The organism is Terrabacter terrigena (assembly GCF_042676085.1).
Lineage (GTDB): Bacteria > Actinomycetota > Actinomycetes > Actinomycetales > Dermatophilaceae > Terrabacter > Terrabacter terrigena.
Genome location: NZ_JBHTKH010000003.1, coordinates 1 through 25,427 on the forward strand (window position 1 = coordinate 1; position 25,427 = coordinate 25,427).

The 25,427-nt window shown below is 71.3% G+C and carries 26 protein-coding genes and 1 pseudogene; 17 read left to right on the forward strand and 10 right to left on the reverse strand.

Features of this window, described 5'->3' with window-relative positions; translation table 11 throughout:
• Positions 1-275: 275 nt before the first annotated feature.
• Both ACFQ2V_RS05885 and ACFQ2V_RS05890 read right to left on the reverse strand, forming a co-directional pair.
• On the reverse strand, positions 276-1,508 hold the full coding sequence (locus ACFQ2V_RS05885) for a hypothetical protein (protein ID WP_386051631.1): 1,233 nt from the start codon (positions 1,506-1,508) through the stop codon (positions 276-278).
• A 202-nt stretch (positions 1,509-1,710) separates the two neighbouring features.
• Positions 1,711-1,974 (reverse strand): annotated as a pseudogene (locus tag ACFQ2V_RS05890) (ABC transporter permease subunit); the annotation flags it as partial.
• A gap of 167 nt (positions 1,975-2,141) precedes the next feature.
• Here ACFQ2V_RS05890 and ACFQ2V_RS05895 point away from each other — a divergent pair.
• The 5 genes from ACFQ2V_RS05895 (at position 2,142) to ACFQ2V_RS05915 (ending at position 5,585) form a co-directional block, all read left to right on the forward strand.
• Positions 2,142-2,288, forward strand: a complete 147-nt coding sequence (locus tag ACFQ2V_RS05895) for a hypothetical protein (protein ID WP_386051632.1) — start codon at positions 2,142-2,144, stop codon at positions 2,286-2,288.
• Positions 2,282-2,539, forward strand: coding sequence for a hypothetical protein (locus ACFQ2V_RS05900; RefSeq protein WP_386051634.1), 258 nt, complete (start codon positions 2,282-2,284; stop codon positions 2,537-2,539). The genes ACFQ2V_RS05895 and ACFQ2V_RS05900 overlap by 7 nt, the downstream gene beginning before the upstream one ends.
• A 59-nt stretch (positions 2,540-2,598) precedes the next feature.
• On the forward strand, positions 2,599-3,990 hold the full coding sequence (pafA, locus tag ACFQ2V_RS05905) for a Pup--protein ligase (RefSeq protein ID WP_386051636.1): 1,392 nt from the start codon (positions 2,599-2,601) through the stop codon (positions 3,988-3,990).
• Positions 3,991-4,107: 117 nt separating this feature from the next.
• Complete coding sequence (locus ACFQ2V_RS05910; RefSeq protein WP_386051638.1) at positions 4,108-5,100, forward strand: FKBP-type peptidyl-prolyl cis-trans isomerase; 993 nt, start codon at positions 4,108-4,110, stop codon at positions 5,098-5,100.
• A 98-nt stretch (positions 5,101-5,198) separates the two neighbouring features.
• On the forward strand, positions 5,199-5,585 hold the full coding sequence (locus ACFQ2V_RS05915; protein ID WP_386051640.1) for an FKBP-type peptidyl-prolyl cis-trans isomerase: 387 nt from the start codon (positions 5,199-5,201) through the stop codon (positions 5,583-5,585).
• 5 nt (positions 5,586-5,590) lie between these two features.
• Here ACFQ2V_RS05915 and ACFQ2V_RS05920 read toward each other — a convergent pair whose 3' ends face one another.
• Positions 5,591-6,700 (reverse strand): DUF3866 family protein, encoded by a 1,110-nt coding sequence (locus ACFQ2V_RS05920; protein WP_386051643.1) that lies wholly within the window; start codon positions 6,698-6,700, stop codon positions 5,591-5,593.
• Between the two features lie 76 nt (positions 6,701-6,776).
• Here ACFQ2V_RS05920 and ACFQ2V_RS05925 point away from each other — a divergent pair, with 76 nt between their 5' ends.
• From ACFQ2V_RS05925 to ACFQ2V_RS05955, 7 genes are all read left to right on the forward strand, one after another.
• Positions 6,777-7,796 carry a helix-turn-helix transcriptional regulator gene (locus tag ACFQ2V_RS05925; protein WP_386051644.1) on the forward strand — a complete coding sequence of 340 codons (1,020 nt, stop codon included), beginning with the start codon at positions 6,777-6,779 and terminating at the stop codon, positions 7,794-7,796.
• A complete protein-coding gene (locus ACFQ2V_RS05930) occupies positions 7,793-8,785 on the forward strand; it encodes a helix-turn-helix transcriptional regulator (RefSeq protein WP_386051645.1) in 993 nt (330 codons plus the stop codon). Before ACFQ2V_RS05925 ends, ACFQ2V_RS05930 begins: the two co-directional genes overlap by 4 nt.
• A 133-nt stretch (positions 8,786-8,918) precedes the next feature.
• Positions 8,919-9,293: a Sec-independent protein translocase subunit TatA gene (gene tatA, locus ACFQ2V_RS05935; protein ID WP_386051648.1), complete on the forward strand. Its 375-nt coding sequence runs from the start codon at positions 8,919-8,921 to the stop codon at positions 9,291-9,293.
• A 56-nt stretch (positions 9,294-9,349) separates the two neighbouring features.
• The gene (tatC, locus tag ACFQ2V_RS05940; protein ID WP_386051649.1) at positions 9,350-10,156 is read left to right on the forward strand and encodes a twin-arginine translocase subunit TatC; all 807 of its coding nucleotides are present in this window, start codon (positions 9,350-9,352) and stop codon (positions 10,154-10,156) included.
• A gap of 9 nt (positions 10,157-10,165) precedes the next feature.
• Complete coding sequence (locus ACFQ2V_RS05945) at positions 10,166-11,071, forward strand: diacylglycerol/lipid kinase family protein (RefSeq protein ID WP_386051651.1); 906 nt, start codon at positions 10,166-10,168, stop codon at positions 11,069-11,071.
• Entirely contained in the window at positions 11,068-13,932 is a 2,865-nt protein-coding gene (locus ACFQ2V_RS05950; RefSeq protein ID WP_386051653.1) for a DEAD/DEAH box helicase, read from the forward strand. The genes ACFQ2V_RS05945 and ACFQ2V_RS05950 overlap by 4 nt, the downstream gene beginning before the upstream one ends.
• A 247-nt stretch (positions 13,933-14,179) precedes the next feature.
• A complete protein-coding gene (locus ACFQ2V_RS05955) occupies positions 14,180-14,380 on the forward strand; it encodes a cold-shock protein (protein ID WP_020144233.1) in 201 nt (66 codons plus the stop codon).
• A 175-nt stretch (positions 14,381-14,555) separates the two neighbouring features.
• Here ACFQ2V_RS05955 and ACFQ2V_RS05960 read toward each other — a convergent pair whose 3' ends face one another.
• The gene (locus tag ACFQ2V_RS05960) at positions 14,556-14,780 is read right to left on the reverse strand and encodes a hypothetical protein (RefSeq protein ID WP_386051654.1); all 225 of its coding nucleotides are present in this window, start codon (positions 14,778-14,780) and stop codon (positions 14,556-14,558) included.
• 102 nt (positions 14,781-14,882) lie between these two features.
• Positions 14,883-15,824 (reverse strand): 5'-3' exonuclease, encoded by a 942-nt coding sequence (locus ACFQ2V_RS05965; RefSeq protein WP_386051656.1) that lies wholly within the window; start codon positions 15,822-15,824, stop codon positions 14,883-14,885.
• Positions 15,825-15,940: 116 nt separating this feature from the next.
• Here ACFQ2V_RS05965 and ACFQ2V_RS05970 point away from each other — a divergent pair, with 116 nt between their 5' ends.
• Positions 15,941-16,399 (forward strand): Lrp/AsnC family transcriptional regulator, encoded by a 459-nt coding sequence (locus ACFQ2V_RS05970; RefSeq protein ID WP_386051659.1) that lies wholly within the window; start codon positions 15,941-15,943, stop codon positions 16,397-16,399.
• A 30-nt stretch (positions 16,400-16,429) separates the two neighbouring features.
• On the opposite strand, the gene ACFQ2V_RS05975 is transcribed toward ACFQ2V_RS05970, so the two are convergent.
• The 5 genes from ACFQ2V_RS05975 to ACFQ2V_RS05995 form a co-directional block, all read right to left on the reverse strand.
• Entirely contained in the window at positions 16,430-17,365 is a 936-nt protein-coding gene (locus ACFQ2V_RS05975; protein WP_386051661.1) for a threonine/serine dehydratase, read from the reverse strand.
• A 116-nt stretch (positions 17,366-17,481) separates the two neighbouring features.
• On the reverse strand, positions 17,482-18,774 hold the full coding sequence (locus ACFQ2V_RS05980) for a multidrug effflux MFS transporter (protein WP_386051663.1): 1,293 nt from the start codon (positions 18,772-18,774) through the stop codon (positions 17,482-17,484).
• Complete coding sequence (gene ybaK, locus ACFQ2V_RS05985) at positions 18,771-19,265, reverse strand: Cys-tRNA(Pro) deacylase (RefSeq protein WP_386051664.1); 495 nt, start codon at positions 19,263-19,265, stop codon at positions 18,771-18,773. Before ybaK ends, ACFQ2V_RS05980 begins: the two co-directional genes overlap by 4 nt.
• Positions 19,265-19,885, reverse strand: coding sequence for a TetR/AcrR family transcriptional regulator (locus ACFQ2V_RS05990; protein ID WP_386051667.1), 621 nt, complete (start codon positions 19,883-19,885; stop codon positions 19,265-19,267). Before ACFQ2V_RS05990 ends, ybaK begins: the two co-directional genes overlap by 1 nt.
• Before the next feature lie 80 nt (positions 19,886-19,965).
• The gene (locus tag ACFQ2V_RS05995; protein ID WP_386051670.1) at positions 19,966-21,408 is read right to left on the reverse strand and encodes a KamA family radical SAM protein; all 1,443 of its coding nucleotides are present in this window, start codon (positions 21,406-21,408) and stop codon (positions 19,966-19,968) included.
• A gap of 90 nt (positions 21,409-21,498) precedes the next feature.
• Here ACFQ2V_RS05995 and kdd point away from each other — a divergent pair, with 90 nt between their 5' ends.
• The 4 genes from kdd to kal are packed head-to-tail and all read left to right on the forward strand — an operon-like array spanning position 21,499 to position 25,401.
• A complete protein-coding gene (kdd, locus tag ACFQ2V_RS06000; protein WP_386051672.1) occupies positions 21,499-22,611 on the forward strand; it encodes an L-erythro-3,5-diaminohexanoate dehydrogenase in 1,113 nt (370 codons plus the stop codon).
• Positions 22,608-24,221, forward strand: coding sequence for a lysine 5,6-aminomutase subunit alpha (gene kamD / locus ACFQ2V_RS06005; protein ID WP_386051674.1), 1,614 nt, complete (start codon positions 22,608-22,610; stop codon positions 24,219-24,221). The genes kdd and kamD overlap by 4 nt, the downstream gene beginning before the upstream one ends.
• Positions 24,218-25,009, forward strand: a complete 792-nt coding sequence (gene kamE / locus ACFQ2V_RS06010) for a lysine 5,6-aminomutase subunit beta (RefSeq protein ID WP_386051676.1) — start codon at positions 24,218-24,220, stop codon at positions 25,007-25,009. Before kamD ends, kamE begins: the two co-directional genes overlap by 4 nt.
• Positions 25,006-25,401 carry a 3-aminobutyryl-CoA ammonia lyase gene (kal, locus tag ACFQ2V_RS06015; protein WP_386051678.1) on the forward strand — a complete coding sequence of 132 codons (396 nt, stop codon included), beginning with the start codon at positions 25,006-25,008 and terminating at the stop codon, positions 25,399-25,401. The genes kamE and kal overlap by 4 nt, the downstream gene beginning before the upstream one ends.
• Positions 25,402-25,427: the final 26 nt, after the last annotated feature.

Consider the following 25,427-nt stretch of genomic DNA (forward strand, 5'->3'; position numbering starts at 1 on the left):
CAACCACCACCGGCCCCACTCAGCGATCGGGAAAGTCGCACCCATCACCAGGCTGGACAACCTGGCTGGACATCACACCTAGGCGTACGCCGCTGGGACGTTCCCCGCAGGGGTGGGCGCCACCGTCAGCCCGACGTGGTGCAGCACCACGCGCCGGTGACGGGAAGCCCCACCTGTGACGGAGCGCGTCACGCCGGAGCACGACGGAGGCCGCCCACCTCTTCAGGTGGGCGGCCTCCGTCGTGCGGTTCGGCTGCTCGGTGGTCGAAGGCTTCTCAGCGGCGCGTCGAGCCGACCTTGTCGTCGGCCGGCTTGCGCTGGTAGTAGGACGAGCCGTTCGAGCGTGCGTCGGACGCCTCGTCGTCGGAGGTGTCGTCAGCACCCTCGCCGGTGTCGCCGACCTCGTCGGCTACCTCGTTGCGATGGTGGGCGTCCGCGTCGTCGGCACCGGACTCGTCGTCGGCGGTGTCCGCCTCGTCGCCGGTGGCCCCACCGGACGCCTGGGCGGGAGCGCCGTCAGCCCCGACCGCCGGGAGCGTCTGGGTCGCGTCGGCCGCCGGTGCGGGCTGGGCCGGCTTGTCGGGGGCGCCGAGGGACTCCATGAGCGCTCCGCCGCCGAGCGTGGCGAGCATCTGGCGGACGTTGCCGAGCTGGGCCGTGATGGCGTCACGCTGGGCCGAGGCGGCCGCGAGCTCGCGGTCGGACTCCTCGCGCAGGCGCGAGGCGTGGTCGCGGGCCTCGGAGATGATCTGGTCGGCCTGCGTCTGCGCGTTCTCGAGCAGGCGCTCGGCCCGGGCCCGCATCTCGTGGGCGTCGTGCTCGGCCCGCTCGGTCAGCTGGCGCAGACGCGACTCGCCCTCACCGAGGGCGGCCTCCTGCTGCTGCCGACGAACCTCGAACTCCAGGTCGGCGGCCTCGCGCCGGGCGGCGAGCTTCACCTCGAGCTCCGCGGAGGCGGTGGAGGCCTTGAGACGGTGTGCCTCGAACTCGGCGGCGGCCTCCTGGCGCTGGGCAGCGGTGACGCTCTGCGCCTCGGCGACGATGGCCTGGGCCTCACGGTTGGCCTGGGCGATGATCCGCACGGACTCCTCGTCGGCACGGGAGCGGGCCTGCTCCGCGTAGGTGCCGGTGGTCGCCTTGAGCTCGTTGGCGGCACGGTGGGCGCGCTCGCGGATCTCGTCGGCGTCGGCGCTCGCCCGTTGGCGCATGTCGGCGGCCTCCTCGTCGGCGAGCGAGAGGATCTGGCCGATGCGCTCACCGAGGTCGGTGAACGTCTGCGCGGCGGTCGGGCTGCTGTTCTTCTTGAGGTCGGCCATCACGCGCGACTGCTGCCCCAGCTGGCCCCGCAGGTCGGTCAGGGCGGCATTGAGCTTGGTCAGCTCGACGCTGCGCTCGGCGGCATCCTTCTTGGCTGCCTGGAGGATGCGGTTCTGCGACTCGATGAAGGCGTCGACCTCCTCGGGCTCGTAGCCGCGGCGGGAGGACTTGAAGTGCGGTCTGTCGATCATTTCCGTCCAATGCAGGGGAGGGTGTGGGGGCCAGCCGTGAGGGATCAGCAGCAACCATTGTGGCAGCCACATTCTCGTGCCACACCGGTGCGTCGGGCCAGTCCGAAGCGCGAGACCCTCCGTGCGCAGAGGCCGTCTCCGGACCCGCACCCCGCCGCCGCCCACCTCGGCGCAGGGACGCTCCGTGCAGTCGCACGCGCGGGTCGAGGACGGCATACGCGATGTCGACCACGATGTTCGCCGCCACGACGGCAGAGGACGCGAAGAGCACGATCCCGATGATGACGGGCAGGTCCTGCTGGTTGATCGCGTCGATGGCGGTCTTGCCGAACCCGGGGAGCGAGAACACGGTCTCGGTGACCACGACCCCGCCGAGGAGGGCGCCTACGTCGATGCCGAACTGGGTGACGACCGGCGTCAGGGCGGCCCTCTGCGCGTGCCGAAGGATGACCCGGCGCTCGCTGATCCCCTTCGCCCGTCACGAACGACTGGCCGGGGTCGTCGGCGAGGGCGGCGTAGCCGCCCGCCGGGAAGACGGCGACGCCGGCCAGGGTCAGCCGGAAGTAGAGGAAGTAGAGGAGCAGCAGGCCCAGCAGGAAGGTGGGCATCGAGTTGAAGAACAGGCTGGCTGCCGTGAGGGTCCGGTCGACGACCGACCGCGGACGGACGGCCGACACCACGCCGAGCAGGAGCCAGATGATCGCGCCACCGACGACGACCGACAGCGTGATCGGCAGGGCCGAGCCCATGATCGTGGTCACCGGCACCTTGTGGTGGTAGTCGAGCCCGAGGTCGACACGCAGGCCGGCACCGCCCGGGTGGCGGTGCCACCCGGCTTCGACCGGCTCTCGATGGCGGTGCGGCAGCTGGCCATGGCGCAGCTCGTCTTCACCATCACCGCCGACACGCTGGCCGACGAGGTGCAGCTGGTGAGCGGGGGCCGGGTCGTCGCCGTGCCCGACGCCCACGGTGAGCTCGTCACGCATCCGGTGAGCCGCCAGGACTACGCCGACCTCGCGCCGTCGGGATGACACGCGCGACCTGGTGGGCGACTCCGACCAGATGCGGACCGGCCGCCTAGAGTTGTTTCATGGAGCGGCGGATCTTCGGGATCGAGAACGAGTACGGCGTCACCTGCACCACGCAGGGCCAGCGGCGCCTCACTCCTGACGAGGTCGCCCGCTACCTCTTCCGCCGGGTCGTGGCGTGGGGCCGCTCGAGCAACGTCTTCCTCGGCAACGGCGCGCGGCTCTACCTCGACGTGGGCTCGCACCCCGAGTACGCCACTGCCGAGTGCGACTCGGTGCGCGAGCTGGTGATCCAGGACAAGGCGGGCGAGCGCATCCTCGAGGGGCTCGTCGAGGACGCACAGGGCCGGCTGCGCGACGACGGGGTGGAGGGCGAGATCTTCGTGTTCAAGAACAACACCGACTCCGCCGGCAACTCCTACGGCTGCCACGAGAACTACCTCTACGGCCGCACGGGTGACTTCCAGCGCGTGTCGGACATGTTCATCCCGTTCCTCATCAGCCGCCAGATCACCTGCGGTGCGGGCAAGGTCGTCGCGACCGCGCACGGTGCGAGCTTCGCCGTGAGCCAGCGCGCCGACCACATCTGGGAGGGCGTGTCGTCGGCGACGACCCGCAGCCGACCGATCATCAACACCCGCGACGAGCCGCACGCCGACGCCGAGAAGTACCGCAGGCTGCACGTCATCGTGGGCGACTCCAACATGTCCGAGACGACCAACCTCCTCAAGGTCGGCAGCGCCGACCTCGTGCTGCGCATGATCGAGGCCGGCGTCGTGATGCGCGACCTGTCGATGGAGAACCCCATCCGCGCCATCCGCACGATGAGCCACGACCCGTCGGGGCGGGCGACGGTGCGGCTCAACAACGGCCGCGAGATCTCGGCCCTCGAGATGCAGCGCGAGTACCTCGACAAGGCCATCGAGTTCGTCGACCGCGAGGGCGTGAACAGCCCCGACACCAAGCAGGTCATCGACCTGTGGGGCCGCGCCCTCGACGCCATCGGCAGCGGAGACCTCGACGCCATCGACACCGAGATCGACTGGGTGATCAAGTACCGGCTCATCGAGCGCTACCGCGAGCGCCACGGCCTCGCCCTCACCGATGCGCGGGTGCAGCAGCTCGACCTCGCCTACCACGACATCAACCGGCGTCGAGGTCTCTTCTACCTGCTGCAGCGCCACGCTCGCACAGCGCGTGTGGCGTCCGACGTCGAGATCTTCGAGGCGAAGGTGCGTCCGCCCCAGACGACCCGCGCGAAGCTTCGCGGTGACTTCGTCCGGGCCGCGCAGGCGCACGGTCGCGACTTCACGGTCGACTGGGTGCACCTCAAGCTCAACGACCAGGCCCAGCGCACGGTGCTGTGCAAGGACCCCTTCCGGGCCGTCGACGAGCGCGTCGAGCGCCTGATGGAGACCATCGACCGCTCGCCGACCGTGCAGCGACCCCTCTGACCGAGGGCACCCGACCTGTCAGTGCGCTGTGAACCGTCCACAAGGGCGGGCGTTACAGTGGCCGGGATTTGCCCAGCGGGACCTCCACACCCGCCCCCCCGACCGAAAGTCTCCCCTGTGCGTCCCAACCGTCCGGCCGCCCGCACGGCCGCTGCCCTGATCGCTGCCCTCGGGCTGACCACCGTCGCCGCCTGCGGCTCGAGCTCGACCGGCTCCAGCGGCTCGGCGACCACCGCTCCCGCCGCGGCCGCGCTTGCGGGAGTGACCGCCACCGGCGCGGTCGACCTCCAGACCGGGCCCAAGGTGGTGCTCGGCAAGACACCGATCAGCTCCAAGACGGTCGAGCACAAGGTGCTGACGCCCGGCACGGGCAAGGCGGCCACGAAGGCCGACACGGTGAGCCTGCGCGCCCGCATCTACAACGGCACGAGCGGCAAGCTCCTCGACGACGGCTACGCCGCCGGCCGCAAGGCGGAGGGTTACCGCCTGGGTCGCGCCGACCTCATCGCCGGCTTCACGGAGGGGCTCGTCGGCGCCACCAAGGGCGGACGCATCGCCTTCACCATCCCGCCCGACAAGGGCTTCGGCTCGGCCGGCAACCAGCAGCTCGGCGTCAAGGGCACCGACACGATCGTGGTCGTCGCCGACATCGCCGACGTGCACACCCCGCTGGCCAGGATCGACGGCACGCAGACCGCCGCGCCCGCCGGGCTCCCGACGGTCGAGTTCAAGAACGGCCCGACGAAGGAGCCGACCGTCACGGTGCCGAAGTCCGCGGCCCCGACGACGACGCGGCAGGCGACCCTCATCCAGGGCACCGGGGCGACGGTCCAGCAGGGCCAGACGATCAGCGCGCAGTACCACGGCGTCCTCTGGAAGGACGGCAGCGTCTTCGACTCGTCCTGGAAGCGTGGCGCCTCCGCCGACTTCCCCATCGGGGTCGGCGGCGTCATCCCGGGCTGGGACAAGACGCTCGTGGGCAAGAAGGTCGGCAGCCGCGTGCTGCTCGTCATCCCGCCCAAGGACGGCTACGGCACGGCCGGCAGCCCGCCCAAGATCTCGGGCAAGGACACCCTGGTCTTCGTCGTCGACATCCTCGACGCCTACTGACCGACCGCACGGTAGCTGCCAGGCCGAACCCGTGCCCGGCCGCTGGTACGCAGCAGTAGCACGCACACGAACCACCCACCAACGAAGGGACACGCAGCATGGCACTCGACCCGGACCGCACGAAGCCCGAGATCGACTTCCCGGAGGGCGACGCCCCCGCAGACCTCGTCGTCGAGGACCTCATCGAGGGTGACGGCCGTGAGGCGAAGGCGGGCGACACGGTCAGCGCCCACTACGTTGGTGTCGCGCACTCGACCGGTGAGGAGTTCGACTCGTCGTGGAACCGCGGGGCGCCGCTCGACTTCCGCCTCGGCGTCGGCATGGTCATCTCCGGCTGGGACAAGGGCATCGAGGGCATGAAGGTCGGTGGCCGGCGCAAGCTGACCATCCCGTCACACCTCGCGTACGGCGAGCGCGGCGCCGGTGGCGCCATCAAGCCCGGCGAGACGCTCATCTTCGTCGTGGACCTCGACGACGTCCGATAAGGACGTCAGGCTGGACGGACGAGCCCGGCGGCATACCGCCCCGCGACGGCCGCGCCGAGGAAACCGGCGCGGTCGTCGTCGTATCCGCGGCCCATCGTGCGCAGTGGCACCGGGCTGGTGCGCAGTGCGGGCTCGAGCCCTTCGCACGACACCTCGTGCAGGCGCAGCCGGCCGCCGCTCGACGTGCACAGCTCGCGGGCCTGCATGAGGACCCGGGCCCCGATCTCCGCGAGCTCGCCCTCGAGGAGCGGAACCGGCACGTCCGCCGGCACGAGCGACACCCGGCCGTATGCCGTGAGGCTGTGGTGCGAGACGCCGTAGTGGCGTTCGCGGGGGTCGGCCTGCGAGATGCGCAGCGAGCAGACGGCGCGGCCGCCGAGCGTCGCGGCGGCGTTGACCGCCTCACCGGCCGACGTGCCGGAGAAGCCCCAGCGGGTGCCGGTGCCGAGGTTGCCCGGCCCCTGCGCCACGACCACGACGTCGGCCCCGACGACGTGGTGGGCGGCGAGCAGCCCGGTGTGGACGTTGACGGCCTCGAGGTCGCCGCCGAAGGCCTGGCCCACCGTGATCGAGGCGGCCAGCCATCCCGCTTCGCGCAGGCGCGCCACCGTGCGGGAGAAGTCGATGGGCAGGGCGCCGCCGTCGGTCATGACGTAGCCGACACGGAGAGCCGGGTCGGTCTCGCGGATGCCGGCGAGGATCGCGGGGAGGGCCGAGTGCAGGTCGGCGACAACGACCGGCAGTGCGGCCAGGTCGTCCGCTTCGGCGAGCACCGCGTGGTGCGCGCTGTCCTGCTCGTCGACGCCGAGCACCATGGTCTGGCTCGGCGTGTAGCGGGCCTTGACGACGTGGCCGGGCACGCGGCTCACGTCGTCGACCGGGTCGGGGAGGGCCTCGGGCGCCGCGACCACGATCGCGAGGCCACCGGTGCCCAGCCCCCGCTCGAGCGCGGTCGTGTTGAGCAGCACCTCGGTGCCGACCTCCAGGGCACCGACGACGTCGACGTAGCCGAGCGCGCGCACGACGTCGGCGGAGGCGAGCCGCACGGCGTACTCGACGGCACCCGCCCAGCGTGACCGCACCTCGACGACGACACCCCGGCGCCACTGGATCATGTCGTGACCCTATCGATCGCATGTTCGGGTAGCGTCGGACTGCCCGCCCGCGCCGCCGCCTCCCAGGAAGGTCTCGATGAGTCCTGCGTCTGCCTCGGCCGACAAGACCGAACGGCTGCTGAACCTCATCCTCGCGCTCAAGTCGGCGCGACGACCGGTCTCGAAGCAGAAGATCCGCGAGTCGCTGCCCGCCTACGCCGCGGCCACCTCCGACGAGGCGTTCGACCGGATGTTCGAGCGCGACAAGGACGAGCTGCGCGAGATGGGGATCCCGATCTCGACGACCGTCATCGACGTACTCTTCGACGACGAGGTCGGCTACCGCATCGACTCGAGCGAGACCACTCTGCCCGCCATCAGCTTCGAGCCCGACGAGGTCGCGGCGCTGGCCCTCGCGGCCCGGGCCTGGTCTACGGCGAGCATCTCCGGTGCCGCGTCGGCCGGCCTGCGCAAGCTGCGTCTCGCGGGCGTCGAGATCGACGAGTCCGTCGCGGCCGGTGCCGAGCCCCGCATCCGCACCAAGGAGCCGGCGTTCGAGGCCGTGCACGCCGCCGTTTCGGCCCTGCAGCCGATCACCTTCGACTACCGCAGGAACGACGGCGAGCTGTCCACGCGCCACGTCCAGCCGTGGGCCCTGAAGAACTGGCACGGGCGCTGGTACCTCACGGCGTTCGACGTCGACCGCGGCGACGAGCGCGCCTTCCGCCTCAGCCGCTTCGAGGGCACGGTCCGTCGCAAGGGGCGGCCGGGGTCGTACGCCGTCCCGTCAGACCACGTGCCGGAGGTCGCCCTCGAGGCCCAGCCGCCCGAGCCCGTCGGCACCGCGGTGATCAGGGTGCGCCACGGCCGCGGCCACACCCTGCGCCGCAACGCGAGCCGCACGACCGAGCTCGACGAGCGCTGGGCCGAGATCGAGGTGCCCTACCAGCGCGGCACCACCGAGCGCGACGTCGTCGCCCTGGGCACCCACGCCGTGGCGGTCTCGCCTGCCGAGCTCGTCACCGGGGTGCGCGCTGCACTGCAGGCCGTCGCCGACGCGCACGGCGGCAACGCCGACGCCGCGACCCACAGCGATGCGACCGGAGGGCCCGCATGAGCGACACCCGACGGCCGGCCCCGCGCCGCGCACCCGAGACCGCGACGCAGCGCCTCGGACGCCTGCTCGACATGGTGCCCTGGCTGCTGCAGCACCGGGGCGTGCCGATTGCCGACGCGGCGAGCGAGTTCGGCGTCAGCGAGGACCAGGTGGTCGAGGACCTCGAGCTGCTCTTCGTGTGCGGCACGCCCGGCTACGGGCACGCCGAGCTCATCGACGCGCAGTGGGACAGCGGGCACATCTACCTCGACAACGCCGACGACATCGCCGCACCCATGCGCCTGTCCCGCGACGAGGCCGTCACGCTCACCGCCGGGCTCCAGGCGCTCGGGTCGACCCTCGTCGGGTCCGACGTCGCCGAGCGCACGCTCCAGAAGATCCGCGACGCCGCGGGCGGCGCGGTCGACGAGCCGACGGGGCGCATCGACCTCGACCTCGACGACGGCAGCCAGCATCCCGCCATGGCCCCGCTCAAGGACGCCTTCTCGCGTGGCCGCCGCGTGCACCTGCGCTACTACGTGGCGACCCGTGACGAGTCGACCGAGCGCGACGTCGACATCATGCGCATCCTCAACCTCGACTCGCAGTGGTACGTCGAGGGCTACTGCCACCGCGCCCGGGGCGTCCGGCTGTTCCGGCTCGACCGCATCGAGGAGGTGAGCGTGCTCGACGCCGACGGCACTCCGCCGGCCGGAGCCACGCCACGTGACCTCGACGACGTCTTCGTGCCTGGGGAGAACGACCTCACGGTGGTGCTCGACGCCAGTCGGTGGGCCGCCTGGATCGCCGACTACTACCCCAACGAGGGCGTCGAACGGCGGTCCGACGGCTCGCTGCGGGTCACCCTCAAGGTCGCCGACCCGGCGCTCGTGCGCCGCCTCGTGCTGCGCCTCGGGGGAGAGGTCCGCGTCGTGGAGCCGCGAGAGCTGGCCGACGCGGTGGTCGATGAGGCCCGGTCGGCCCTCGCCGCGTACGACTCCGTCCACTGACTGGGCACAGGTAGTCCCGTCCGGGCGTCCCGGGGGTGACGTTCATCCCACGCACGTATGCTGGACACCTGCAGCACCGAGGCTGCAACCAGACGGTCCGTCCCGGGCCGGCTTTCGACGAGGAGACATCACCATGCCCAACCTGGGTGCCCCCGAACTCATCATCATCGCGGTCGTGCTCATCGCCCTGTTCGGCTGGAAGAAGCTCCCCGACATGGCTCGTAGCCTCGGCCGCTCCGCGCGCGTCTTCAAGTCCGAGGTCGACGAGCTGAAGAAGGACGGCAAGCCCGCTTCGAGCGACGCCTCCCAGAGCACGGTCCAGGGCCAGGCCTACGACGCCGACGCCGAGCGCCGGGCCGCTGACCGCCGCGAGGCCGACGCCCGTCTCGCCGACGCCGAGCGCCGGGCCGCGGAGGCCCGCGCCGAGGCCGACCGGCTGCGCGCCGCCGGCCCCTCCGGCAGCGCGGGCGGCACCGAGAGCGACGTCCGTCGCGACACGACGCTCTGATCGTCGGCATCGCCACCCGCGCCACCTTGCTCGACCTCGTGCACGGACTCATCTGAATGCCCTCACTCCGACGCCAGCGTGATCCCGAAGGCCGGATGTCGCTCGGCGACCACCTCCGCGAGCTGCGCAACCGCATCACCATCAGCGCGATCGCCATCGTCATCGGTGGTGTCGTGGGGTGGGTCAACTACAACCGCGTCATCGACGCGCTCACGCGGCCCCTCAAGGAGCTCCAGAAGGGGCGCGAGGGCGTCGTCAACATCAACTTCAACGGGATGACCGACGCGTTCGCGCTGCAGCTGACGACCTCGCTCTTCGTGGGGCTGATCCTCGCCTCGCCGGTCTGGCTCTCGCAGATCTGGGGCTTCATCGTCCCCGGCCTGACGAAGAAGGAGAAGCTCGTCGCGCGGCTCTTCGTCGTGGCGGCGGTGCCGCTGTTCCTCGCCGGGTGCTTCTTCGCCTTCATCATGGTGCCGAAGGCGGTCGCGGTGCTCCTCGGCTTCACCCCCGAGGGCGCGTACAACCTCCAGGACGGCGCCCAGTACCTCAACTTCGTCCTCAAGTTCATCGTCGCGTTCGGCTGCGCGTTCCTGCTGCCGGTCTTCCTCGTCGCGCTCAACCTGGTGGGCGTCCTGTCGGGCCAGGCGATGCTCAAGGGCTGGCGACCGGCCGTCATGATCATCCTGGTGTTCGCGGCGATCATGACGCCGACCCCCGACGCCTACACGATGCTCTTCCTCGCGAGCCCGATGGTGCTGCTCTACTTCGCGTCGGTCGGCCTGGCGTTCATCTTCGACCGCCGCAAGGAGGAGCACAAGCCCGACTGGCTGGACGTCCCCGACGACCGGCCGTCCCCCCTGTAGGTTTCGGGTGTGCCCCAACGCGTCGCCCTGATCGTCAACCCCACGTCGGGCAAGGGCGTCGGGCGCGAGCTGGGCGCGCAGACGCGACGGCTGCTGCGCGACGCGGGCCACGACGTCGTCGACGTCTCGGGCGACACCTACCGGCAGGCTCGTTCGCAGGCACTGACGGCCGTCGCCGAGGGCGTCGACACCGTGCTGGTCGTCGGCGGCGACGGCATGGTCCACCTGGGCGTCAACGTGTGCGCCGGCTCGGCCTCGCGCCTCGCAGTGGTGGCGGCGGGAACGGGCAACGACTTCGCCCGCAACCTCGGCCTGCCGGTGCGTGACGCGAGGGCCGCCGTCGCCCTGCTCGACGTGGGGTGCACCCGCGCGGTCGACCTCGGGCGGGTGAGCCACGGCGTCGCGGGCGAGAAATGGTTCGGGGGCGTGCTCGGTGCCGGGTTCGATGCCGTCGTCAACGCGCGGGCCCAGCGCATGACATGGCCGCGGGGCCAGATGCGCTACAACCTCGCGGTGCTTCGCGAGCTGCCCGTCTTCCGGCCCATCCCGTACGCCATCGAGCTCGACGGGCACCGCATCGAGACCCGCGCCATGCTGGTCGCCGTGGCCAACACGACGTCGTTCGGTGGTGGCATGCGGGTCTGTCCCGACGCCGACGTGGCCGACGGGCTCTTCGACGTCATGATCGTCCACGCGCTGTCGGTCGTGGCCTTCCTGCGGGTCTTCCCGAAGGTCTACTCCGGCTCGCACACCACCCATCCGGCCGTCGAGATCCATCGCGCACGGCGAGTTCGCTTGGAGGCGAGCGGTATCCACTCACAAGCCGATGGCGAGTCGTTCGCCGAGCTGCCCATCGACGCCGAGGTCGTTCCCGGTGCCCTCCGTGTCGTGACGCCCTTCGAGGTGCTCACATGATGCCCTCGTGGCCGCGCCTGTCCGAGTTCGCGGGTCAGTTCGACTTCCCCCTCGACGACTTCCAGACCGAGGCCTGCCGGGCCGTCGAGGAGGGGCGCGGTGTCCTGGTGGCCGCGCCGACCGGCGCGGGCAAGACCATCGTCGGCGAGTTCGCCGTGCACATGGCCATCGCCACCGGCCGCAAGGCCTTCTACACGACGCCGATCAAGGCGTTGTCCAACCAGAAGTACACCGACCTGGTGCGCAGGCACGGCGCGGACCAGGTCGGTCTGCTGACGGGTGACGCCTCCATCAACGGGGAGGCGCCGATCGTCGTCATGACGACCGAGGTCCTCCGCAACATGATGTATGCCGGCTCGACGACGTTGCGCGGCCTCGGCTGGGTCGTCATGGACGAGGTCCACTACCTTGCCGACCGGTTCCGCGGCGCCGTGTGGGAGGAGGTCATCATCCACCTGCCGCCCGACGTCAGCGTCGTCTCGCTGTCTGCCACGGTGAGCAACGCGGAGGAGTTCGGTGCGTGGCTCGGCGAGGTGCGTGGTGACACCGAGGTCATCGTCTCCGAGCACCGACCCGTGCCTCTCTGGCAGCACATGATGGTCGGGCAGACCCTCTTCGACCTGTTCGTCGAGGAGCGTGACGCCGACGCGGCAGACGAGCACTTCCGGGCGAGCCCGTCGCACTACTCCGTCAGCGTGAACCCCGATCTCGTGCACGCCATCCGTGGCACGGAGGGCCGGGGGGCGTGGGACTCGCACTGGGTGAGCAACCGGGGTGGCCGCGACAAGGGCCGGCCCAAGGGCAAGGGCGGACGTGGTGGTGGCCGTGGCCGCGACGACTGGTCCGGCCGGGGTCGGCGGGGGAGCGACGCCTCAGGAGGCCGTGGCCCCGGGGGCGGCGACGGTGGCCGTGGCTTCGCCCGTGGGGGGCGGCCCGGCGGCGGAGCGACCCGCGCCGAGGTCATCGAGCGGCTCGAGCGCGAGGGGCTGCTGCCGGCGATCACCTTCATCTTCAGTCGTGCCGGCTGTGATGCAGCGGTGGGCCAGCTGCTCTCGAGCGGCATGCGGCTGGTGCCGGAGGCCGACGGCGAGGCGAACCGCCGCGTCGTCGAGGAGCGCATCCAAGGGCTCGCCGAGGAGGACCTCTCGGTGCTCGGTTACTGGGACTTCGTCGACGGCATCTCGCGTGGCTTCGCCGCGCACCACGCCGGCATGCTGCCGACGTTCCGCGAGATCGTCGAAGAGCTCTTCACGGCTGGGCGCATCCGCGCCGTCTTCGCCACCGAGACGCTGGCGCTGGGCATCAACATGCCGGCCCGCACCGTCGTGCTGGAGAAGCTGGTCAAGTTCAACGGCGAGAACCACGTCGACATCTCGCCTGCCGAGTACACCCAGCTGACCGGGCGCGCCGGGCGCCGTGGCATCGACGTCGAGGGCCACGCCGTCGTCATCTGGAACCGCGGGCTCGACCCGGCGGGCGTCGCCGGCCTGGCCTCGACACGCACCTACCCGCTGCGCTCCAGCTTCCGCCCGACCTACAACATGGCGGTCAACCTGGTGCGCCAGTTCGGCCGCGAGAGCGCGCGCGAGATCCTCGAGACGTCGTTCGCCCAGTTCCAGGCCGACCGCGCGGTCGTCGGCTTCGTCCGCACCGTGCGGCGCAACGAGGAGGCCCTCGCCGGCTACGCCGAGCAGATGAGCTGCCACCTCGGCGACTTCTCCGAGTACGCCGCCATCCGCGACGAGATCCGGCACATCGAGAAGGAGGGCGCCAAGGCGCGCTCCGCGTCGGCCCGCGCCGCGGCGGCGATCTCACTGGAATCGCTGCGGATCGGCGACATCGTGCGCATCCCGGCCGGACGGCACAGCGGGCTCGCCGTCGTCGTCATGCCGAACCGGGGCGGCAAGGGTGAGGCAGCCTCACCGGCCGTCGTCACCGAGGACCACCAGCTGCGCCGCCTGACCCTCCACGACGTTCCGACGGCGATCGAGCCGCTGGGGTCGATGCGCGTGCCGAAGCAGTTCAACGCCCGCAACCCCAAGGCCCGTCGCGACCTCGCGGCCACCCTGCGGGCCACGATGCCGCACGACCCGCCGCCCCGGCACCGCACGGCCGAGCCCGACCCGTCGGACGCTCACCTCGACGAGCTGCGGCGGCGGATGAAGGCGCACCCGTGCCACCGCTGCCCCGACCGAGAGAACCACGCGCGCTGGGCCGAGCGCTGGTGGCGGCTGCGGCGCGAGACCGACGGCCTCCAGCGCAAGATCGACGGGCGCACCAACTCCGTCGCCAAGACCTTCGACCGCATCTGCGACCTGCTCGTCGAGATGGGCTACCTCGGCGACGGCGGCGAGTCGGTCACGCCACACGGCGACCGTCTGCGCCAGCTCTACACCGAGAAGGACCTCCTGGCAGCCGAGTGCCTGCGTGAGGGCACGTGGCGGCGCCTCGACGGCCCGTCGCTCGCGGCGGTCGTCTCGACGCTCGTGCACGAGCCGAGGCGCGAGGAGGGGGGCCTGACTCCCCGGTGGCCCAACGACGACGTGCGCGAGGCGTACGACCGGATGGTCACGATCTGGTCCGACCTCGAGGACGCCGAGGGCGCCCTCGCGCTTCCCCGCACCGGTATGCCGGACGGCGGGATCGCCTGGGCGATGCACCGTTGGGCGAGCGGGCAGCGGCTCGAGGACGTCCTGCGCGGCACCGACCTGGCGGCGGGTGACTTCGTGCGGCGGTGCAAGCAGGTCATCGACCTGCTCGGGCAGCTGACCGACGCGGCCGACCCCGACCTCGCGTCGACGGCACGGAAGGCGAGCGACGGGGTGCTGCGCGGCGTCGTCGCGGCCGACCGGCTCGACTAGACGGCCGCCCGGACGGTGGCTGCGTGGGCTCGGCGCCGGCGCGATGCCGGTCGGGCTGGGACGCGAATCGTCGTTCGTGGGGGCGGTCGGCTAGTCTTGGGGGACCGTCGACGTTTTGGTGCTCGTGTTCGCACGCTCGCAGGAACGACCAGCGAGCGCAGTTTCTTCAGGTTTGAAGGGTTGCGTCCTTTTCGACACGGGGTCGCCCGACCGGGTGGCCTCAATCCCCAACCTGAAGGAGCCAGTCATGGCGCAGGGTACTGTCAAGTGGTTCAACTCGGAGAAGGGCTTCGGCTTCATCGCCCCCACCGAGGGTCCGGACGTGTTCGTCCACTACTCGGAGATCACGGGCAACGGCTACCGCAGCCTCGAGGAGAACCAGGCCGTCGAGTTCGACGTCGAGCAGGGCCCCAAGGGCCCGCAGGCGATGCGCGTTCGCGCACTCTGACCTCCCCGGACCTCGGTCCGCGCACGAAGGCCGGCCCCCAGCTGGGGGCCGGCCTTCGTCGTGTTCGGGCGGCTGTCGCGACGGGCGGTGGGCGGGCCGTTCCCAGGCCGGCAGCGGCCATCAGAGGCCGACCGGAGCAGTCGGAGCAGTCAGCAGTCAGAGCCGTCAGAGCAGGTCAGAGGCGCGTCAGGCGCTCGAACGGGCTGTTGACCCGGACGACACCGGACTCGAACTTCAGCGTCACGGTCGAGGCGCTCGATGCGACGACGACCCCGAGGCCGTGTCGCAGGTGGGAGACACGGTCACCGACGGCGAACTCCTCGATGTCGGGCGCGGGAGCCGGTCTGAACGGGCTGCTCGCGAGATGGCGACGGCGGTCGGGGGTTCCGTGGGTGGGCACCCTCCAGTATGCGCCCTCGCCGGGCCCTCGCGGCGCGCGGGTGGGCCCGAGCCCCCGGCCGGGCGGCTCCTCCAGCCGTGCTGAGCCGTCTCCGGTGGTCGTTCAGTCGATGCCGAGGGCCGAGATCACCCGGTCGAACGACGACGTGAGCCCGTGCTCGACGGCGAGCTTCGACATGAGCGCCGGGTCGGCGACCGTCGACGGGACCGCCACGTCGACGTCGGGCAGGGGCGCGTCCTTGACCACGGCCACGACCCGGGGCGCCGCGTCGAGGTAGTCGGCGGCGGCCTCCAGCCGGGCCCGCTGGGCGCCCTTGAGGGCCGGATCGCCTCCGTCGATCGCCGAGCGCAGCGCCTCGAGCGTGCCGTAGGTCGTGATGAGCTTGGCCGCCGTCTTCTCACCGATGCCCGCGACGCCGGGCAGACCGTCGCTCGTGTCACCGCGCAGGACCGCCATGTCCGCGTAGGCCGAGCCGGTCGGCACGCCGTACTTCTCGGCGATGAAGGACTGGTCGACGAAGTCGGGGGAGCGCACTCCGCCCCGCGCCGTGTAGACGACCCGGACCTCGTTGGCGTCGTCGACGAGCTGGAAGAGGTCACGGTCGCCGGTGACGATGTCGACCGGCATACGGCCGGTCCAGGCTGTGGCGTAGGTGCCGATGACGTCGTCGGCCTCGTGCCCGTCGACGCCGACGCGCGCGATGCCCAGCGCGCGCAGTGCGTCCTCGATGATCGGCACCTGGACGCCGAGAGCCTCCGGCACCTGCTCGCCGGCGAGCTCGTCGTCGCCCGGCTCGGCGACCCGGTGCGCCTTGTACGACGGGATGGCCTCGACCCGGAAGGCCGGCCTCCAGTCGTTGTCCCAGCAGGCCACCAGGTGCGTCGGGTGGGCGCGCTCGACGAGCGAGGCGATCATGTCGAGCAGCCCGCGCACCGCGTTGGTCGGGACGCCACTGGGCCCGATGACCTCCGGCACGCCGAAGAACGCCCGGAAGTAGAGGGACGCGGAGTCGAGCAGCAACAACCGGGGCGCGTGGGACGGCATAGGCGAGAGGCTACCGTCGGGGGCCCACCACCTCATGCCCGCGTACGCGCTCGACGTCGCGTACCGGCATGAGGAATGGACCACCCTGCGTGCAACCCCTGGTCTACCCTTCGGCCATGGAAGATCTCGACCGCCGCCTCGTCGGACTGCTGCTCGCCGACGGGCGGATGAGCTACACCGACCTCGGCAAGGCCACCGGGCTGTCGACGTCGGCGGTGCACCAGCGCGTCAGGCGGCTCGAGGAGCGCGGGGTCGTCACCGGCTACACCGCCCAGGTCTCTCCGGAGGCGCTCGGCCTCCCTCTCACGGCACTCATCTCCGTGACGCCCTTCGACCCCAGTGCTCCTGACGACGTGCCGGAGCGTCTCCGGCACATCGGCGAGATCGAGGACTGCCACTCGGTCGCCGGCGTCGAGAGCTACATCCTCAAGGTCCGTGTGGGCACCCCGGGCAACCTCGAGGACCTTCTCGCGCGAATTCGCTCTGCGGCCAACGTCTCTACGCGCACGACCGTCGTGCTCTCCACCCCGTGGGAGGCGCGCAGCGCCTCGGCCGAGCCGCGCGACGAAGCCTGAGCCGTCTGCTCGTCGACGGCGTCCCCCGGATCAGAGGCCCGTCGGGTCGGTGTTCGCGCCGCAGAGCACGATGGCGACCGTCTCGTCGGGCTCCGGCACGTAGGCCCCCGACGTCAGGCCCGCCAGGGCCGTGGCGGCGCCATGCTCGACGACGACCCGCCAGCGCTCCCACAGCACCGAACGCGCGGCCACGATGTCGTCGTCGGTGACCACGACGCTCTGCACGGGCAGCCGCGACGTGACGTCGAAGGCGATGTCGCCGAGCCGGCGTGCGCCCAGCGAGTCGGCCGCGACCCCCGAGACCGGGACGTCGACGGGTCGACCCGCCTCGAGGGCGGAACGCAGCGTCTGTGCACCGGTCGGCTCGACGCCGACGACCCGGACGGACCCGTCGAGCGCCGCCGTGACACCGGCCAGCAGTCCGCCGCCGCCGACGGCCACGACCACGGTGTCGACTGCGGATGGCACCTGTTCCCGGAGTTCGAGCGCGAGCGTGCCTGCGCCAGCAGCGATCTCGGGTTGGTCGTAGGCATGGCAGTAGAGTGCGCCCGAGCGCGCCACCTCGTGCTGGGCCGCCTCGTAGGCGACCGCGTACTCCGTGCCCGACAGCACGACGCGGGCCCCGTACGCCTTCAACCGGGCGACCTTCACCGCGGGCGCCGTCTCGGGCACGAAGACGGTAGCCGGGACGCCCAGGCGCGAAGCGGCATAGGCGTTGGCCATTCCGGCGTTGCCTCCGGACGCGACGACGATCCCGACGTCGGGGTCGAGCAGGTTCTTCTCCCGCGCGCCGAGGATGCGGTTGAAGGCGCCGCGCGCCTTGAACGACCCCGTGTGCTGCAGGTACTCGAGCTTGAAGACGGCGCGTACCCCCAAGGCCTCTCGCTCCACCGCCAGAAGGGGGGTGGTCCGGATGTGGCCTCGGACGCGGTCGCGGGCCTCGTCGACGTCGGGACGCTGGATCACGCCCCGAGCCTACGGGCGCCGTGGATCCGACCTGCTTCGTCCCGGCGGTCGCCGAGGTGCTCGCGCCGGCCTGGCCGCGTGGACTGACCGTGTCTGACGGGTGGTGTGGTGGGCGGTCAGAGCTGGTCGGTCGGCTCGGGGGCCAGTCCCTCGATGCTCACGTGGTCGTCACGCTGGAGCGCCCTGGCACGCGTGCGGCTGCGGTGCCACCACCACAACGCCGACGCGCCGAGGGTCATGGCGCCGGCGACCAGTGCGAGCGTCGACAACGAGCCGCTGACGAGGGGCGACACGGCGCCGGCCACGACGGCGTTGATGCAGGTGCTGAGGAACGACTGGAACGACGACACCGCGCCGCGCTCTCGCGGCCTGAGGTCGAGCAGGGCGATCGTGAGGATCGGGAAGACCAGCGAGACCCCGAGCGACGCCGCGGCGGCCGGGAGCACGGTCCAGGCGACAGCCGGGACCTCGACGACGGACTGGTAGGCGACGGAGAAGATCCCACCGGCCAGCGCCACGAGGAAGCCCGCGAGCACGAAGACTCCCTGCCGCACGCGCCCTGCCAGTCGGCCGGTGAGGAACGACCCGAGCATCATCGCCACGACGAGCGGCACGAAGAGCACCCCGAAGTCGCGCTCACCCAGCTGCAGGTGGTCGACGACGATGGCCGGCGCCGAGGAGATGTAGAGGAAGAGCGCCCCGAAGTTCAGCCCGATCGCAGCGCTGAGGCGCAGGACCCCTCCGTCGCCGGCCGCCGACAGGAACGACGCCAGGAGCGGGCAGGGGTGGAACGCCACGCGCCGGTCGGCCGGGTGCGTCTCGGGGAGCGACGTGAGAGTGAGCACGACCAGCACGACGCCGTAGGCCGCGAGCACCCAGAAGATCGTGCGCCAGGACCCCCAGCCGAGGATCCACCCGCCCACGATCGGGGCGAGCGCCGGCGCTATCGCGAAGATCATCGAGATGTGGCTCATGAAGCGCTGGGCGTTGGCGCCGTCGAACAGGTCTCGCACGACGGTCCGCCCGACGATCATGCCGGCCCCGGCGACGAGTCCCTGTGCGGCTCGGGCGACGAGGAGCATCTGGAGGCTGGGCGTCAGCGCGCAGACCGCGCTCGTGACGGCATACAGGAGGGAGCCCGCGATGATGACCGGACGGCGCCCCAGTGCGTCCGACAGGGAGCCGTGGAAGAGGCTCGCGACCGCGAACGCGACGAGGTAGACGCTCATCGTCTGCTGCATCGCGACCTTGTCGGCCCCGAGCTCGCGGGTCATCACCTCGAACGCGGGGAAGATCGCGTCGATGGTGAACGGCCCGACCATCGTGAGGGCCGCCAGGATGAGGACGAGACGCAGCTGCGAGAGGCGTGATCCTGCGTGGGTCGGCCGGGCGTCGCGCGTCGTCGTCATGCTCGACCGATCCGGGCCCGCACGGCGCCGGTCACCGTCGCGAGGTCGGCGGGGGAGAGCCCGATGTCGAAGCCGCGTCGCCCACCGGAGACGAAGACGACGTCGAAGCCGTATGCCGTCTCGTCGAGGACCGTGGGGAGCGCGCGCTTCTGCCCCACCGGGGAGATCCCGCCCACGACGTAGCCGGTGCTGCGTTCGGCGGCCGCAGGGTCGGCCATCGTGACGCTCTTCGCCCCGAGCGCGGCGGCCACGGCCTTGAGGTCGAGCTGCCCGTCGACCGGGACGACGCCGACGCCGAGACCCGTGCCGGTGTCGACGAGGAGCGTCTTGAAGACCTGCGCCGGCTCCGCCCCGAGCGCCTCGGCTGCCTCGAGGCCGTAGCTCGGGGCGGACGGGTCGTGGTCGTAGGGGTGCTTAGTGTAGGCGATGCCCGCACGGTCGAGGGCGACCGTCGCCGGGGTGGACGGCCCGGGCTGGCGCTGTCGGCCCATCAGGCGCCGGACACGGACGCGAGCCCGTCCCAGATCGTCGTGACGACGAGGATCGTGGCCTCGTCGGCGCTCGTGCCCGGGTGGGTGGTGCGCCAGACCGCCAGTCGCTCGCAGCCGCCGATGAGGATCTCGGCCATGACGGTCACGCGCCGGGGCTCCAGGCTGGCGAACGCGGGCAGGGTGCGCAGGCCCTCCGCGAAGGCCTTCGCGGTCTGCTGCCGGATCCGCTCGACGGAGGCCGACGCCTCACCGATGAGGGCACCCTCGGTGCGCAGCAGCGTGAAGGCCTGCTCGTGCGCGTCGATGAACGAGAAGAAGGCGTGGACCACGCCGGCGACCCGGTCGCGGGCCGGCGCGAGCGGCTGCGCCACCCAGGCGTCGATGAGCGCCGTGAGCAGCTGTCCGCGCGCCCGCTCGATCGTGGCGGCGAGCAGGCCCTCCTTGGAGCCGAAGTAGTCGTAGATGAGCGGCTTGGTCACCCCGACGAGCTCGGCGATCTCGTCCATGGTTGCGGCCTGGATCCCGCGGCTCGAGAAGACCTGCTCGGCGACCGCGAGCATCTGCGCCTCTCGTTCGGCTCTGGGCATGCGCACGCGGGTGCCGGGGGAGCGGGAGGTCACCGCGGCAGTCTACGTGGGGGACCGCACGGCCCCGCCCCCACGGGGGACCGGGCCACACGGCATACAGGAGCGGGTGCGTCTCAGACGAGCTGCGACTCGGCGGCGGCACGGCTGGTGGCCGCCTTCTCGACCGCCTCGGCGATGACCGACTCGTGGTCGACGGAGTCGTGCCACCACTTCTGGCCCGACTCGGGCAGCGTGTAGATCGGGTCGTAGTAGACGTACTCGCGCGAGAGGGCCTCGGTGTCGGCGCCCTCGATGGAGGTGCGGTAGTTCTTGCGCCAGTAGGAGATCCCGCGCTCGGTGTCGTACTCCTCGACCTGGTGGACCCATCGCTTGCCGACGAACGGCACGTCGCAGACGATGCGCGGCGTCGAGAAGCCGGGGAGGTAGCCCATCATCGAGTGCTGCAGGTGCTGGGCCTCGGCGAGCGACAGGCGCCAGTGCTCGGCGAACGGGATCATGTCGCACATGTAGAAGTAGTACGGCGTGATCGAGGCGCCGTCAGCGAGCGCGAAGCAGAGGTCGAGCAGCTGCTCGGTCGTGTCGTTGACACCGCGCATGAGCACCCCCTGGTTGCGGACGTCACGCACTCCGGCCTCGAGCATCGCCTTCGACGCGCGGGCCACCGACGGGGTGACCGACTGCGCGTTGTTGACGTGCGTGTGGATCGCGAGCGAGACGCCCCGCGAACGGGCCTTGGTGGCGACCCGGCCGACGCCCTCGACGACGTCGTCGGCGAACCAGTGCTGCGGCAGGCCCATGAGGGCCTTCGTCGCGAGCCGGATGTCGCGGATGTTGGCGATCTCGAGCAGCTGGTCGAGGAAGGCCTCCAGGTTCTTCCACGGCATGTTCGCGACGTCGCCACCCGACACGACGACGTCGCGCACGGCGGGCGTCTCGCGGAGGTAGTCGAGCATGGCGGAGTATCGGTCGACCGGCTTGAGGTCGAACTTGAGCTTGGCGACCTGCGGCGTCGAGTTGCCGACGAGGTCCATGCGCGTGCAGTGGCCGCAGTACTGCGGGCACGTCGGCAGCAGCTCGGCGAGCACCTTGGTGGGGTAGCGGTGCGTGAGGCCCTCGGCGACCCACATGTCGTGCTCGTGCAGGGAGTCGCGCGAGGCGTGCGGGTGCGACGGCCAGTCGGTGCGGCGGTCGGAGAAGACCGGCAGCATGTAGCGGCGGATCGGGTCGGCGTAGAACGCCTCGGTGAAGTCGTGGCCTGCCGGAGGCAGCGGAGCCTCCGTGGCGGGGACCATCGTGTTGAGCATCTGCGGCGGCACGAGCATCGACATCGTGGCGCGCTCGGACTGGTCCTTGGCGAGGTCGTCGTAGAAGCGGTCGTCGAGCAGGTCGCCCATCAGCGCGCGCAGCTGCTTGATGTTCCTGACACAGTTGACGCGCTGCCACTGGGCGCTGTCCCAGTCCTCCTGCGTGACGTCCCGCCACCCGGGGAAGCGCGTCCAGTCGGGCTCGACGAGCTCTCGGCGCCGGTAGGCGTAGGGCTGCTCAACCTTGATCATGAGGCGAGGATAACCGAAGCATCACCGTCCATCCCCATATGATGCAGAAGGATCTTCTGCCAGACACCTCTCGAACCGAAGGATCTCTAGGTGACCGACCAGACCCGACCGTCTCCCGTGGGCCTGCACCGCGTCCTCGAACCCACCGGCGACGCGATCACGCTGCCGCAGGCCGCGCGCCGGCTCGACGCCCGGCCGGAGCTGTGGCCCGACGAGGTCCGGGTCGCGGTGGAGACGCTGAACCTCGACGCGGCCTCCTACCGCCAGCTCGCCGAGAAGCACACCACCGACGGGCGCGTCGACGGGGCCGCCGTGCGCGCCGAGGTGCTCGACATCGTCGCGACCCGGGGCAAGATGCAGAACCCTGTCACCGGCTCGGGCGGCATGCTCATCGGCACGGTCGACGAGGTCGGTCCCGAGAGCACCCTGGGCCTCGCCGTGGGCGACCGCGTCGCGACCCTCGTCTCGCTCTCGCTGACCCCGCTCGCCATCACCGACGGGCTTGCGCGGTGGGACGGCCTCTCCGAGCAGGTGCCCGCCACCGGCCACGCGATCCTCTTCGGCCGCAGCATCGCGGCCACCCTGCCCGACGACCTGGACCCCCACCTCGCCCTCATGGTCATGGACGTCTGCGGCGCGCCAGCGCTGGTCGAGCGCGTCGTGGGGGAGTACGTCGCCCAAGGCCTCGCACCGACGGTGGCGGTCCTCGGTGGGGCCGGCAAGTCGGGCTCGCTCTCCCTCGCCGCAGCCCGCGCCGCCGGAGCCGGCCGCACCATCGGCGTCGTCCCGGTCGAACGCGAGCGGTCGCTGCTCGAGCAGAGCGGTCTCGCCGACGCCGTGGTGCTCGCCGACGCCCGATCGCCGCTCGGGCTGGCGGCCGCCGTCGAGTCCGCCGGCGGACCGGCCGACGTCACCGTCGTGTGCGTCGACGTGCCCGGGTGCGAGCAGCCGGCCATCCTCGCGACCGCGCAGGGCGGCACGATCATCTTCTTCAGCATGGCGACGAACTTCGCAGCCGCCGCGCTCGGTGCCGAGGGGCTCGCGGCAGACGTGCGCATGCTGGTCGGCAACGGCTACGTGCCGGGCCACGCGGACACGGCACTGCGCCTCCTTCGCGAGGCGCCGGCGGTGCGCGCCCTCTTCGAGGGGCGGCTCGCAGCCGAGAGCGCCAGGGCTGCCGAGACCGCGGGAGCCGGCGCATGAGCCGCCCGAACGCCATGCTCGAGCTCGACCCGGTCGTGGTGCGCAAGGCGCGCTCGCTCGCCCGCAAGGCAGCGGCCCCGGTCGTGAAGATCGCCAGGAACCACACGACCGTCTCGGTAGAGCGCGCCACCCTGCGCCTCGCAGGCCTCGCCGGCGCCGACCACGAGCGGGTGCCGTGGGTCAACCACCTCGTCACCGCCGTCCGCGACGAGGTGGGCCTCGAGCACGGCGTGACCACCCCGGTCTACGACGCGCTGCTGCGCGGCGAGGCACCCGACCTCACGACGCTCGCGCAGAAGGCCGCGAGCGGCAACGTCTCGTTCCGGCTCCCCACGGGGCGCGAGGCCGCGGCCGCGCAGCGGGCGGCGGCCAAGGGGGTCGGGGTCGGCCTCAAGGCCGTCGACCGCTCCCGCGCCACCCGCGGCCGGCTCATCAAGCGGCACGGCAACCCGAAGACCAAGCCGTGGATCTACCTCATCGTCGCGACCGGCGACATCTACGAGGACATCCCGCAGGCCCAGGCCGCCGCCCGCGAGGGCGCCGACATCATCGCCGTCATCCGCTCCACCGGGCAGTCGCTGCTCGACTACGTGCCCGAGGGCGCCACCCGCGAGGGCTTCGCGGGCACGTACGCGACGCAGGAGAACTTCCGTCTCATGCGCGCGGCCCTCGACGACGTGAGCAAGGAGCTCGGGCGCTACGTCCGGCTGACGAACTACGCGTCGGGGCTCTGCATGCCCGAGATCGCGGCGCTCGCGGGCATGGAGCGTCTCGACATGATGCTCAACGACTCGATGTACGGCATCCTCTTCCGGGACATCAACCCGATCAGAACCTTCGTGGACCAACGGTTCTCGCGGCAGGTCCATGCCCGGGCCGGCATCATCATCAACACCGGCGAGGACAACTACCTCACGACCGCCGACGCCGTCGAGGCCGCGCACACCGTCACCGTGAGCCAGCTGCTCAACGAGCGGTTCGCCAAGGAGGCCGGCCTCGAGGACTGGCAGCTCGGCCTCGGGCACGCCTTCGAGATCAACCCGGAGATACCCGACAGCTTCCGCATGGAGCTCGCCCACGCGATGCTCGCGCGTCAGCTCTTCCCCGACGCCCCGCTCAAGTGGATGCCGCCGACGAAGCACATGACGGGCGACGTGTTCCGGGGCTACCTGCTCGACGGCTTCTTCAACCTCGTCGGCGCGATGACCGGCCAGGGCATCCTGCTCGTCGGGATGATGACCGAGGCCGTCGTGACTCCGTTCCTCTCCGACCGCGACCTCGCCCTCCAGAACGTCCGCTACGTCATGAACGCGGCCAGCGGGCTCACGGAGGACTTCCACCCGCCGCGCGACGGCTACATCCAGACCCGCGCGCGCCAGGTGCTCTCCGAGGCCGTCGACCTGCTCGAGCGCATCGTCGGCGACAAGGACGCTGCGGGAGACGCCCCGCTGCTCGCGGCCATCGCCGACGGCACCTTCGGGCTGATGAAGCGCCCGGCCACCGGTGGCAAGGGGCTCGACGGCGTGTTCGAGCGGGCTGCGGCCTACGACAACCCAGCGACCACGTCGCTCGACGCGTGGACCCCACCGGCGAACGGAGGCCGTCGATGAGCGCGCACGCGAACCCCAAGGAGCGCCCTGACGCACCCGCGCAGGGGAACATCATCCGTCCCTACGGCGACACGACGGGTGACGGCATGGTGCAGATGTCGTTCACCCTGCCGATCCCGCACGACAAGAAGGCCGAGGGCGCGGCGCTGCAGCTGGCCCGCAAGATGGGCCTCGACCCGGCGCTGCTGGTCCACGCGAAGGCGATGGGGCCCGACTTCACCTTCTTCGTGGTCTACGGCAGCTCGACGCACCTGGTGAACCTCGACGACGTGCACGTCGTAGAGCGCGAGTACCCCCTGCTGTCGGCCAAGGACGCCAACCTGGCGATCAAGAAGCACCTGCGCCGCCAGCTCGTCGTCGTCGGCGCGTGCATCGGCACCGACGCCCACACGGTCGGTATCGACGCGATCCTCAACATCAAGGGGTTCGCCGGGGAGAAGGGCCTTGAGTACTACCGCGAGATCAAGGTCGTGAACCTCGGCGCGCAGGTGCTCGTGCCCGACCTCGTGGCCCGTGCGCGTGCCGAGAAGGTTGACGCCGTGCTCGTGAGCCAGGTCGTCACGCAGAAGGACGCCCACATCCACAACACGACGCAGATGTCCGCGGCGTTCCGGGAGGCCTATCCGGCGGGCCAGGTTCCCGTGCTCATCGCGGGCGGGCCGCGCTTCGAGGACGGCTCGGAGAAGGCACTCGGCGTCGACCGCATCTTCGGGCGCGGCACCACCCCCGGCGAGGTCGCCAGCTACCTCGTCCACGAGATGACCCAGCGGAAGGCGAGGAAGTCATGACCGAGCGCACCACCACCGCGAGCGTCGGCCAGCGGGTGACGCACCGCCGCTACGTCCCGTACAGCCATGCGCACTACGCCGGCAACCTCGTCGACGGCGCGTACTCCCTGGCGGCGTTCGGCGACGTCGCGACCGAGATGTGCATCGTCACCGACGGCGACGAGGGCCTCTTCGCCTCCTACAGCGACGTGCAGTTCAAGGCGCCCGTGCGTGCTGGGGACGTCATCGAGATCTCGGCCGAGCTGGTCCGCGTGGGGTCGCGGTCGCGCGAGATGGAGTTCGAGGTGCGCGTCGTCGGACGCGGCACGCCCGAACGTGGCGCGTCCGCCGCGGAGGTGCTCGACCCGCCGGTCGTCGCCACCACGGCTCGCGGTGTCGTCGTCGTCCCCTGAGGACTGACGACCCGACCGCACGGCAT